We start from the raw sequence: 11,979 nt of genomic DNA, 5'->3' as shown, positions 1-11,979 counted from the left end.
TCTTAACCTCCGAGTCAAAGATTATTCGTTCTTTTCGTGCTTTTTCCACATGGTCCAGTTATAAGCGAAGAAAATGCCGTACAGCGCGACGAAAAAGACGGCAAAAGCGATCAGTGTCCCCGGCTGCTCGGGATAGGATTGATAGAGACTCCAGAATGCGATCAGCAGAGCGAAAGGAGCCAGAATAAGGTCTCGCAGCATTCTTCTTCGGTAACTCAATTTGTAATAAACGAACTGAAAGCCTTTATCGGTCTTGCTTTTGTTTTTACTTGATACGAACAAGGCCAGATGAACGGCGAATATGATGGCAAGCATGAAGATGAGCGTCGAAGCGACCGGCATAAGGCGTTCCCTCCTTTTTCCTCTAATCATATTTTATCATAACTGCCGGGATTCCGCCGAGAGCCGCTTGCTTGAAGAAAGCCGTTTCTTGACATGAAAATGGAACGATGCTATAAAAGAAATTGGATTAGCACTCCGCGATATAGAGTGCTAACAATGAGAGATGCGCACACTCGATTCATGTTTCAACCAATCAGTCTTGACCAATCGGAGGGAGAATCACGCATGGAGAAGAAGCAGTTCCAGGCCGAATCCAAACGCCTGCTCGAAATGATGATCAACTCGATTTACACGCAAAAAGAAATCTTTCTGCGCGAATTGATCTCGAACTCGAGCGACGCCATCGACAAAATCTATTACCGGGCGCTGACGGACGATCAATTGTCGTTCGATCCGGCCGACTATTACATCAAACTTTCGATCGACAAAGAAGGCCGCAAGCTGACGCTGACCGATACCGGCATCGGCATGACCCGCGAAGAGTTGGAGAACAATCTCGGCGTCATCGCCAAAAGCGGCTCGCTGGCTTTTAAGAAAGAAAACGAAGCCAAAGACGGTCACGATATCATCGGACAGTTCGGCGTCGGGTTCTATTCGGCGTTCATGGTCGCGGATCGCGTAACGGTGACCAGTCGCGCGCTCGGCGAAGAGCTGGCATACCGCTGGGAATCCGAAGGCGCGGAAGGCTACATTATCGAGCCGGCGGAGAAAGCCGAAGTCGGCACGGAGATCGTGCTGCATATCAAGAACAACACCGAAGACGACAGCTATGACGAATTCCTCGAAGAATACCGTCTGCGCTCGATCGTCAAGAAATATTCCGACTTTATCCGCTACCCGATCAAGATGGATGCCGTCGTGCGCGTGCCCAAAGAAGGCGCGGAAGGCGAGTTCGACGAGAAAATCGAAGAAGAACAAGTCAACAGCATGGTGCCGATCTGGCGCAAAAACAAAAGCGAATTGACGGACGCGGACTACGAAAACTTCTACGCGGAAAAACACTACGGCTTCGATAAACCGCTCGCGCATGTGCATATCAACGCCGACGGCGCGGTCGTGTACCGCTCGATCCTGTTTATCCCGGAAACGCCGCCGTACGATTTCTACTCCCGCGAGTACGAAAAAGGGCTGGAGCTGTATGCCAACGGCGTGCTGATCATGAACAAATGCGCGGATCTGCTGCCGGACTACTTCAGCTTCGTCAAAGGGATGGTCGATTCCGAGAGCCTGTCGCTCAACATCTCCCGCGAGATGCTGCAGCATGACCGCCAGCTCAAACTGATCGCGAAAAATATCGAAAACAAAATCAAAAGCCAACTCAAGTCGCTGCAAAAAGACGACCGCGAGAAATACGAGAAGTTCTTCGAAGCGTTCGGCCGTCAGCTCAAATACGGGGTCTACAGCGACTACGGCATGCACAAAGACGCGCTGCAAGATCTGCTCATGTTCTACTCTTCGACGGAGAAGAAACTGGTCACGCTCGACGAATACGTATCGCGCATGCCGGAAGATCAGAAATATATCTACTACGCGACCGGCGCGACGTACGCCCGGATCGAGAAGCTGCCGCAGACGGAAATGGTCGCGGACAAAGGCTACGAAATTCTGTACTTCATCGACGATATCGACGAATTCGCCGTGAAGATGCTGCTGAGCTATAAAGAAAAAGAATTCCGCTCCGTTTCTTCGGGCGATCTGGGCATCGAACCGGACGAGCAGGAGAAGCAGGACGAAGCGGAAGCGGCCGGCGATCAGGAATTGTTCGATTACATGAAAGAACGTCTGGCCGGCAAAGTCGCAAGCGTGCGCGCTTCGAAACGTCTGCGTTCGCACCCGGTCTGCTTGAGCAGCGAAGGCGAAGTGTCGATCGAGATGGAGAAAATCCTCAGCATGATGCCGGACAACCCGAACGTCAAAGCGCAGAAAGTGCTGGAAGTGAACGTGCATCACGACGTGTTCGCTTCGCTGAAATCTTCGTTCGAAGGCGACAAAGAGAAGCTGGATCTGTATACGGATCTGCTCTATAATCAAGCGCTGCTGATCGAAGGGCTGCCGATCGAAGATCCGGTAGAGTTTACGAATATGATGTGTAAGGTGATGGTGTAAGGGGAGGAAAAAGGCGGGAAGGCTGCGGGGATGTGCGTTTCGGTCGCTGTTTCGATCGGGAAGCTGGATTGAACTGTAGGTAGGCGGCTTCCCGATCTCAAAGGCGAACACTTCGTTCCTCCACGCACATCCCCTTCGCCCATAGCCTTTTTCTAGGTTTTGGGAAGATAAAAGATAAAAGATCAAAAGCAAGAAGCAGGCCTAAGGTCTGCTTCTTTTTTATGCGAATTTAAAGTTTTCATAGGACCGGAAAGGCCGATTAGAAGGGTTCGAACTTAGATTGGAATGGATCTCGGGTCGATCTGGCTGGCTAACCGGGATTTTCGAAGGAAAAAGGATAAAAAACCCGGGCATAAGGCCTTTAGGCAAAAAAGAAGGCGGCTAACTTGGGACCAGAGGCTTTCGGACGATAGGGGCTTTTTCATTGACGACGGATCTCCTATACTGGAAACAACTGAGAAAGCTATCGAAAACGGACGACGATCGACAGGAGGAGAGACGCATGAGTCTGATGAAGCAAGCGATATTGGGACCGGGCGAGTCGAGACGCGTGGTTTCGCATCTGTCGGCGGCGCAGAGGTTGATCGATTATTATCTGCTGCCCGTGGAGAAAGAACCGAGCTGCTTCAGACGGCAGATGGTGCATCTGGAACGTTACGCGGGCGACGTGGGCTTCGAACGGGCGGAAGCGAAACTGCGTAAAGCGGATTACGCGTTGAGCGGGTTGTCGTTGTTCGTTCTGCTCGGACTGCTCGGGACGGCGGGACTGGATCTCGTCTGGCCTGCGCTCGGCATCCGGGAATCCGTATTGAGCGGCGTCGCGGCGAATCTCGAAGCGGTCATGTTGGCGGTCGCGGCGCTGCTCTTGCTGTTTATCGGCCTGATGGGCATTCAACGCTCTTTCAACCAAGACGTCGAAGAACGGTTGATTCTGCTGTGGCAGCGGGTATTGGAAGTCGTGAATCCGGCGCTGGACATGCCGTCGGATTCGCCGTACGCGATGGCCGAAGCGCTCAACGAATGGATGCGGCGGCAGGAGACGCGCGACGAAGAAGCCAGTCCGGATATCCGGTGGTGAAGCGATACATATCGAAAGCGGACTGTGCTCGGGGGAACCCGGCACGGTCCGCTTTTTCGCGCGATGCGAACACGATGCAAACAGACGGCGCTTCTGGTACACTGAGATTCATACGACAAGTGCGGGAGGTCGCAGAGTGAAAGCATATTCGGATGGAATCGGATGGAACGAACGGATGATCAAGTCGCTTTGCGGCGACGGCGCTTACCGCAAAGGCGAAGCGCTATTTCGCGCGGGCCGGGCGGATGTCCGGGCGCTTCCGGAAGAAGGCGAGCAGGCTTACGAAGCGTTCGTCCGCGACGGGCAGACTTGGTATCTGACGATTCGTTTCGGCAGCGGCGACGCGGTGACGGCGGAATGCGAATGTTCGTCGGACTTTGCGTTCGAGCGCTGCTGCAAACATACGGCCGCCGCGCTGCTCGAACTGCTGCGGCAGCGCAGGAACGGGAACGGTTCCGCGGAAGTCGGCGCGGAACAAGAAGAAGACGAAGAGCGCGCATCCCGGTCCGAGGTCAAGGAGGATCTCGTCGGCGAATACCAGCCCGAGATCGACGGCGAAGAACGGGAAGCGGACCGGGCAAAGCCGGCGAGATCGAACCGTGCTGCCCGCGGCGTCCGTCGGGAGGAGGAATCCGATCGGCCCGAAGACCGCTTGGTCGGGCGGGTCATGGATTTGTTCCGGCAGCAGCCGAGGGCGTTAGGAGGTTCGCGATCGATCTTCGAATCGCGGCGCGAATTGAAGGCGGAGTTTCGAATCGCGCCGTACCTGCAAGGGGCGCGGCGAGGATTATTGGGCATCGAACTGCGGATCGGACCGGATCGGACGTATGCCGTGCCGGATATCCGCGAATTTCTGGCACGATTCGAACGGGGAGAAGCGTATTCGCTTTCCCGCCATTTCCGTTACGATCCGGACGTCGATTGTTTCGGCCTGCGCGACGATGCCGTACTGCTGCGTTTGTCCGAGATTCGGCGCAGCGAGAAGATGCAGCGCGCTTCGGCGGGCGCGCTCTATACGGGCGAGATCGGCGATCCGCCTTCGCTGCCGCTGCCGCCGCACGCTTGGGAGAATCTGGCGCCGCTGCTGGAAGCCGCGCCGGAAGCGGTCATCCGCAGCGGAGGCCGAAGTCATTCCGGGGTTGCCGTATCGCGAGATCCGATACCGCTGCGTTTCGAATTCGAACGTTCGGAAGACGGGGCGCTGTTCATGCGGGCGCGCGGCATGGGCGAGACGATTGTGCTCGAAGCTTACGGCCTGACGCTGCATGCCGGCCGATTTTACCGCTTGGGCGAGGCCGAGGCGCGCCGGCTTGCGGACTTGAAACGGATTTTGTCGGCGGACGCGGAAGAGAATGAAGCCGGGGAGGAGACGATCCGGATTCCCGCGAAGCAGATCCGTCCGTTCACGGAGCGTGTCGTTCCCGGCTTGATGAAGCTCGGAGACGTGTTTTTCGCGGACAATCTGTCGGACGAAGTCGTACGGATTCCGCTCGAAGCGCGCGTCTATCTGGATCGGGTACACGATCGGCTGCTCGCCGGGTTGGAGTTCCAATACGGCGATATCGTAATCAATCCGCTGGAGCGAAGCGGGGAGCGGCGCGGAGAGAGCCGAATCCTTGTCCGGGAAGGCGGCAAAGAACTGCGGATCCTCGAACTGATGGAAGAAGCCGGATTTACTCGAACGGACAGCGGCTATTATATGCAGGACGAGTCGAGAGAGTTTGCTTTCCTGCATGAAGCCGTGCCTCATCTGGAGCGGCTGGCGAAAGTTTACGCGACGACTTCCGTCAAAGAGCGGGTCCTGCGGGTCAATCCGCCGCCGAAGATTCTGGCGCGATTCGACGAACGCTCGAATTGGCTGGAATTCCGCTTCGCGATCGACGGAATCCCCGAAGCCGAGATTCGGGACGCGCTGGCCGCGCTTCAAGATAAACGCAAGTATTATCGGCTGCGCAGCGGCGCGCTGCTGCCGCTGGAGACGCAGGCGTTCCGTACGCTGGTCGACTTTCTGAACGGCAGTCGACCGTTCCTGTCGGGAGCGGAAGCGGCGGAATTCGCTTTGCCGACGGCGGAAGGGCTGCATCTGCTCAGCGAATACGCGGAAGAAGCCGGCGGACCGGTGCGCCTTGATCGCGGACTGCGCCGTCTGATCGACAGCCTGCGAAGTCCCGACCTGCTCGATTTTCCGCTTCCGGACTCGATGTCCGGGGTTCTGCGCGATTACCAGCAGACCGGTTACCGTTGGCTCAAGACGCTGGCGCATTACCGGCTCGGCGGGGTGCTCGCCGACGATATGGGATTGGGCAAGACGATTCAGAGCATCGCTTACCTGCTGTCGGTGCTGCCGGAGATTCGGGAGAGCGGCCGTCCGGCGCTCGTGGTCGCTCCGGCTTCGCTGCTCTATAATTGGCTCGGCGAATTGAAGCGTTTCGCGCCGGAGATTCGCGCCGCCGTGGCCGACGGCACGAAAGCCGATCGGGAGGCCGCATTGGCCGGCGCCGCGCAGACCGATATCCTGATCGTTTCGTATCCGCTGCTGCGCCGCGATCTGGCGCATTACGAGAAGCTGGATCTGCATACGCTGATCCTCGACGAAGCGCAGGCGATCAAGAATCCCGACACGCAGACCGCGCGGGCGGTCAAGCAATTGCGCGCGGGATTCCGCTTCGCGCTGACCGGCACGCCGATCGAGAATTCGCTCGAAGAGCTGCGTTCCGTGTTCGAAGCCGTGCTGCCGGGGCTGTATCCGAACCGGCGCGAATTCGCGGAATTGTCGCGCGAGACGGTGGCGAAGCGCGCCCGCCCGTTCCTGCTGCGCCGGCTCAAATCCGACGTGCTCGGCGAGCTGCCGGAGAAGATCGAGACGATTCGCGTCTCGGAGCTGCTGCCCGAACAGAAGCGGCTGTATGCCGCCCATCTGGCGAAGCTGCGCTACGAGACGCTCAAACATCTCGACAACAGCGAAGAGTTGGGCCGCAGCCGCCTGCAATTTCTGGCCGGTCTCACCCGGCTGCGCCAGATCTGCTGCCATCCCGCGCTGTTCGCGGAAGGGTATGCCGGACGTTCGGCGAAGTTCGAGCAGCTGCTCGAGACGCTGGAAGAATGCCGCCGCGCCGGACGCCGGGTGCTGGTCTTCTCCCAATTTACGGAGATGCTGGGCTTGATCGGCCGCGAGTTGGGATACCGGGAGATGTCGTTCTTCTATCTGGACGGCGCGACGCCGGTTCGGGAGCGGGTCGAATTGTGCGAGCGGTTCAACGAAGGCGAGAAAGAGATTTTCCTGATCTCGCTCAAAGCGGGCGGGACAGGCTTGAACTTGACCGGCGCGGATACCGTGATTCTGTACGATCTCTGGTGGAATCCCGCCGTCGAACGGCAGGCCGAAGACCGCGCGCATCGCATGGGGCAGACGCGCGTCGTTCAAGTCATTCGATTGGTAGCCAAAGGAACCGTGGATGAGAAGATGCATGAGCTGCAGCGCAAAAAGACGGAACTGATCGACGCGGTCATCCGTCCGGGCGAAGAAGAACTCGCGCAGCTGAGCGATACGGATTTGCTGGAGCTGCTGGGTCCGTTGGACAGCAAAAAGGACGACGCGTAATCGCGTCGTCCTTTTTCTTTTGCGCCATGCTCGATGCTCAGATCTTGAAGCGTTCGATCGACGTTTGCAGGTCTTGAGCCAGTTTGCTCAGGTAGGAAGCGGAGCCGGTGACTTCCTGCACGGAAGCCAATTGTTCTTCCGTCGCGGCGGCCACGCTCTGCGTCATGTCTTTGGAACTGCTGGCGATCGCGGCCGACGATTCGACCGTCGCCAGTACTTGTTCGGAACTCGCGGACATTTCTTCGGTAACGGCCGAGACTTCGTGCAGCTGCACCGACAAATTGCGCGCGCTCTCCATAATGCCGTCGAAGACGCGGGAGACGTCGCTCATGACGGTCCGGCCGTTCTCCGCTTGGCTGCGGCTGACTTCCATGCTGCGGAAAGCCACCTGCGTTTCGCTCTGAATCTGGCCGATCAGGCTCGATACGTTCGAAGACGATTCTTGCGTTTGTTCCGCCAACTTTTTGACTTCGGCGGCGACGACCGCGAATCCGCGCCCTTCTTCTCCGGCGCGAGCGGCTTCGATCGCGGCGTTCAGCGACAGCAGGCTGGTCTGATCGGCGATCGCTTTGATCGTATCCGTAATTTGGCCGATGCTGGCCGATTTTTCGTTCAGCGAAGTCACGACTTCGGACAAGGCGCCGATCGAGAAGTGGATTTGTTCCATTTCCCGAATCGCTTCTTCGAGTTTGGCATGGCCTTTTTTGACGCTGGCTTCCGATTGTTGGGACTCAACGGCCAGTTCGGTCGCGGACTCGGCGATGCGTTGGATGCCGACGTTCATTTCTTGCATCGTGCGGTTCATTTCTACCGAACCGCGCGCTTGCGACTCGGAACCTTCGCTGATCTCCTGAATCTGCGTGGAGATGTGTTCGGTCGCCTGAGCGCTTTGTTCGGAACTGGCCTGAAGCTCCTCGGAACTTGCGGCGAGCGTGACGGCATTCTCGGAGATTTGTTTGACCAAGGTACTGAGCGAACCGACCATGGCGTTATAAGAAGCGGTCAGCATTCCCGTTTCGTCTTTGGATACATTGGTGCCTTTGGAGCTGAAATCGCCTTCCGCGGCCAATTTCATCAGTTCTTGAAGCTCGCGGGTCGGACGGGTAATCGAACGGGTGATAAGCGCCGAGAGCAGGGCCAGCAGCAGAATCGCCGCCGCGACGCTGACGATACTGACGATTTTGGATACTTGGCTGGCTTGGTTGTTTTCGATATTGCTTTGTTTCGCCGCATCCTCGGCCAGTTGGCTGAGCTGCATATAGAAGCCTTCGATTTTGATCTTGGTCGGTTCGAGTTCGCTCAGATAGACTCGATACGCTTCTTCGTTTTTGTTTTGCATCGCGAGCGTGGCTACCTTGTCTTCCAGAGCGCGGAGATCTTTTCTTCCGGCGGTAATGTTGTCGTAAACGGCTTGCTCTTCCGTACTTAAATGGAATTCGCCGTAGCCCTTAATAATCTTGGAGTTTGCGGCGAAAGTGTCTTCGAAATGCTGTTTGAGCTCGGCGTTCGTGTTGGCGTCCGTATTAAGCATAAGCTGCAGCATATCGTTCATAATGCTGTTGAAATTGGTCATTACCTGATTGATCGATTTGACTTTGATCAAGCTTTCTTCGTACATCGTTTTGGAATTGGCCGCCATGTCGTTCACGTAAACATAGCTTACCGTTCCGATCAGCAGAAGAAAGACGACTGCCGTCGTGTTCAAAATCAACAATTTGGAACGAAGTTTAAAATTGCGGAACAGGCTCATCCCATTCACTCTCCATCTTTATAAGGTAAGCGGCCTCTAAGTTAGGGTGTTTTCCAGCCGGCTCGCTGTTTGTTATCTAAAATATCGGCGTTTTTCGACAAAAAAAGAGAAGAACGGATAGGAAGGAGCTCCTATTGTTGGCTGCAAGGAAGCGACCAATTTTCTAGGACGGTACGGAGAAGAAGAAAGGACGGAGAATGCCCGAATCTTTCGCAAAGCCGTCGGAACAACTCGAAAAGCCGCCGGCTGATGCCGGCGGCGCGAAAGCGAGATTCAGAAATCGAAAGAGTCCGGGTCCGGACCGACGCGGCGGTTGACGTTCAGCGCATCGATCCGCCGCATGTCTTCTTCCGTCAGTTCGAAATCGAATACGTTGGCGTTCTCGGCGATCCGCGCCTCGCGGATCGATTTGGGAATCGTGATCACGCGGTGCTGAAGATCCCAGCGCAGTACGATCTGAGCAACCGTCCGCCGGTAAGAAGCCGCAAGCTCCAGCAGCAGCGGTTCTTCGAACAGGCCGCCTTGCATCAGCGGCGACCAAGCTTCCAACACGATGCCGTGTTTGCGCGCGAAGTCCCGCAGTTCCGGTTGACTCAACATCGGATGGAATTCGATTTGATTCACCATCGGCACGATTTCCGCCCGGTTCATCAGAGTCTCCAGATGATGCACGTGGAAGTTGCTGACGCCGATCGCTTTGACGCGGCCGGCGCGGTACAGCTCTTCCAGCGCTCGCCAAGCTTCGGCATATTTGCCGTCGACCGGCCAGTGGATCAGGTAGAGATCGAGATAGTCGAGACCCAGCAGTTCCAGACTTTTCTCGTAAGCGGCCAGCGTCTCTTCGTAGCCGAGATCGGAGTTCCAGACTTTCGAGGTTACGAAAAGATATTCGCGGCGCAGTCCGTTCTCGGCCAGCGCTTCGCGGATGCCGCGTCCGACTCCGGCTTCGTTGCCGTAAACGGATGCCGTATCGATGCTGCGGTAGCCGAGCCGGATCGCGCTTTTGACGGCATCGACCAATTCTTGGCCGTCTTCGACTTTGAATACGCCGAGTCCGAGCGGCGGCATGCCGATGCCCGAAGCCAGCGAAATACGGTCGTCGAGGTGAAGAGGGACGCGAGGGGAAGAGAATGTGTTCATGAAAAGACCTCCTGAATAATAATAAAAGCTGAAGTTGAGTCCAAGCCGTCAAGCGGCATGTTTGCGGTCATGACCGACATTCGCCCGGCGTTCCAAACGGATCGCCAGACCCGTCAATAACGCGGCCAGCGCCACCATGCCGCCGCCGATCCAAGCGGTGTGCAGCAGAGCGCCGCGCGCGGCGGCGATTCCGCCGATATAAGCGCCGAGCGCGATGCCGGCGTTGAACGCGGCGATGTTCAGCGCCGAAGCGACATCCACGGCGCGCGGCGCCAACCGTTCGGCCAGATTCACGGCATGAACTTGAAGTCCCGGCACGTTCATGAACGCGAATAATCCCATAGCCAGAACGGCGATCAAGCCGGCGGCCTTGAACGGAGCGGCGAAGTACAAGGCGATCAGGATCGCGGCCTGCACGGCGAACATGATGCGCAGCGCCCGAAGCGGATCGCGGTTGGCGGCGCGGCCTCCGATCAAGTTGCCGACGGCGATAAACACGCCGTAGAGCAGCAGCAGAAGCGCGGTGACGGATTCATCGAATCCGGTTATGCCGGTAAGCAGCGGCGAGAGATAAGTGAACACGGCGAACGTTCCGCCGTATCCGAGCGCGGTGATCAGCAGCGCCAGCAGCAGCCGCCCGTTTCGTGCCAGCTTAAGCTGTTCGCGTACCGGCGTGCGGGTGCCGCCGCGAAGTCCCGAAGACGGGACCAGAATCAGATTGGCGATCAACGCGACGATCCCGACGATCACGATCGCGGCGAACGCGGCGCGCCAGCCGAACTGCTGACCGATGAACGTGCCGAGCGGTACGCCGGTCACGGTCGCGACCGTAAGGCCCGAGAACATGATCGATACCGCGCCGGCCCGTCGGTTCTCCGGTACGAGGTCCGCGGCGATCGTCGAACCGATCGACATGAAGACGCCGTGCGCGAAGGCGGACAGCACCCGGGCGATCAGCAGCAAGGTCAGTCCGTTCGAGACCGCCGCAAGCGCGTTGCCGATCACGAAAGCGACCATGATGCCGAGCAGCAGCTTTTTGCGCGCGACGCCGGAAAACAGCGAAGTCAGCACCGGAGCGCCTACGGCGACGCCGAGCGCGTATACGGTAACGGTCAACCCGGCGAGGGAGACCGGAATGTCCAGATCGGCGGCGATCAACGGCAGCAGACCGACGCTGATAAATTCCGTGGTGCCGATCGCGAACGCGCTGACGGCGAGCGCCAGCAGCGCGAACATGCTTCTTTTTGCGGATAAAGCCATAACGTGAATCACTCCTGTTCGCTCCCGCTGTCGGGAGCCTTCGATTAGATCGGGTCGAGCGGTGGTAAGTTCCGGCCGGTGATGTTAGTATGGAGGAGAAGGATTCAAATGAACAGTACGTACTTTTTAGTGCTGTAGGTACTTTTTAGTGCCTATATATCCTAATCATGCGCGGCGGCGGCAAGGAGCGAGCAATCATGGCCGAGAAAAAATACAATATTTCCGTGGAAGCGACGCTTGAAGTCATCGGCGGCAAATGGAAGTGCGTAATTTTATGCCACTTGACCCACGGCAAAAAAAGAACCAGCGAACTGAAGCGCTTGATGCCGAGCATCACGCAGAAAATGTTGACCCAACAGCTTCGGGAACTGGAAGAAGACGGCATCATCAATCGGATCACCTATAATCAAGTTCCGCCCAAAGTCGAATACGAGCTGTCCGAATACGGTTGGAGCCTGCAAAGCATTTTGGATGCGCTGTGCAATTGGGGGATGGTGCATATCGAACGCAAATACGGAGACAAAGAATCGATGTTGGAAGACAGCATCTTGAACCGCTGATCCGGCCGCTGCCCGACCGTCCTCGAACCGGCAGATCGGAGCCGCGAAGCTTCATGACGGCCTAAGAGAAAAGCCGACACCGCTAGACACGGTGTCGGCTTCTTGTCGTTTCGTTTTCGGACGAAATTCCGCTGCTTGGCGC

8 protein-coding genes are annotated in these 11,979 nt (G+C 57.1%); 4 read left to right on the top strand and 4 right to left on the bottom strand.

The window, feature by feature from the left end; genetic code table 11:
* Window positions 1–21 precede the first annotated feature (21 nt).
* Window positions 22–342: a hypothetical protein gene (locus CDO73_RS16555; protein WP_088489641.1), complete on the bottom strand. Its 321-nt coding sequence runs from the start codon at window positions 340–342 to the stop codon at window positions 22–24.
* Between the two features lie 225 nt (window positions 343–567).
* Between CDO73_RS16555 and htpG the strand changes: the two genes are divergently transcribed.
* The 3 genes from htpG to CDO73_RS16540 all read left to right on the top strand — a co-directional run bounded on the left by htpG (window position 568) and on the right by CDO73_RS16540 (window position 7,127).
* Window positions 568–2,448, top strand: coding sequence for a molecular chaperone HtpG (htpG, locus tag CDO73_RS16550; RefSeq protein ID WP_088489640.1), 1,881 nt, complete (start codon window positions 568–570; stop codon window positions 2,446–2,448).
* A gap of 502 nt (window positions 2,449–2,950) precedes the next feature.
* Window positions 2,951–3,526: a DUF6097 family protein gene (locus tag CDO73_RS16545; RefSeq protein ID WP_088489639.1), complete on the top strand. Its 576-nt coding sequence runs from the start codon at window positions 2,951–2,953 to the stop codon at window positions 3,524–3,526.
* Window positions 3,527–3,662: 136 nt separating this feature from the next.
* Window positions 3,663–7,127: a DEAD/DEAH box helicase gene (locus CDO73_RS16540; protein WP_256972726.1), complete on the top strand. Its 3,465-nt coding sequence runs from the start codon at window positions 3,663–3,665 to the stop codon at window positions 7,125–7,127.
* A gap of 37 nt (window positions 7,128–7,164) precedes the next feature.
* Here the strand turns inward: CDO73_RS16540 and CDO73_RS16535 are convergent, their stop codons facing one another.
* The 3 genes from CDO73_RS16535 to CDO73_RS16525 form a co-directional block, all read right to left on the bottom strand.
* Entirely contained in the window at window positions 7,165–8,877 is a 1,713-nt protein-coding gene (locus CDO73_RS16535) for a methyl-accepting chemotaxis protein (RefSeq protein WP_088489638.1), read from the bottom strand.
* Between the two features lie 273 nt (window positions 8,878–9,150).
* Window positions 9,151–10,017 (bottom strand): aldo/keto reductase, encoded by an 867-nt coding sequence (locus CDO73_RS16530; RefSeq protein ID WP_088489637.1) that lies wholly within the window; start codon window positions 10,015–10,017, stop codon window positions 9,151–9,153.
* 48 nt (window positions 10,018–10,065) lie between these two features.
* Window positions 10,066–11,277 carry an MFS transporter gene (locus tag CDO73_RS16525; protein ID WP_088489636.1) on the bottom strand — a complete coding sequence of 404 codons (1,212 nt, stop codon included), beginning with the start codon at window positions 11,275–11,277 and terminating at the stop codon, window positions 10,066–10,068.
* Window positions 11,278–11,474: 197 nt separating this feature from the next.
* Between CDO73_RS16525 and CDO73_RS16520 the strand changes: the two genes are divergently transcribed.
* Window positions 11,475–11,837 carry a winged helix-turn-helix transcriptional regulator gene (locus CDO73_RS16520; protein ID WP_088489635.1) on the top strand — a complete coding sequence of 121 codons (363 nt, stop codon included), beginning with the start codon at window positions 11,475–11,477 and terminating at the stop codon, window positions 11,835–11,837.
* The last annotated feature ends 142 nt before the right edge of the window (window positions 11,838–11,979 follow it).

Source organism: Saccharibacillus sp. O23 (assembly GCF_002205895.1).
Classification (GTDB): Bacteria; Bacillota; Bacilli; order Paenibacillales; family Paenibacillaceae; genus Saccharibacillus.
This window is presented reverse-complemented; position numbering and strand designations above follow the sequence as displayed.

Coding starts and splice junctions, on each gene's coding strand:
- CDO73_RS16545 (WP_088489639.1), top strand. CDS start 2,951: ATGAGTCTGATGAAGCAAGCGATATTGGGACCGGGCGAGTCGAGACGC.
- CDO73_RS16520 (WP_088489635.1), top strand. CDS start 11,475: ATGGCCGAGAAAAAATACAATATTTCCGTGGAAGCGACGCTTGAAGTC.
- CDO73_RS16530 (WP_088489637.1), bottom strand. CDS start 10,017: ATGAACACATTCTCTTCCCCTCGCGTCCCTCTTCACCTCGACGACCGT.
- CDO73_RS16555 (WP_088489641.1), bottom strand. CDS start 342: ATGCCGGTCGCTTCGACGCTCATCTTCATGCTTGCCATCATATTCGCC.
- CDO73_RS16525 (WP_088489636.1), bottom strand. CDS start 11,277: ATGGCTTTATCCGCAAAAAGAAGCATGTTCGCGCTGCTGGCGCTCGCC.
- CDO73_RS16535 (WP_088489638.1), bottom strand. CDS start 8,877: ATGAGCCTGTTCCGCAATTTTAAACTTCGTTCCAAATTGTTGATTTTG.
- htpG (WP_088489640.1), top strand. CDS start 568: ATGGAGAAGAAGCAGTTCCAGGCCGAATCCAAACGCCTGCTCGAAATG.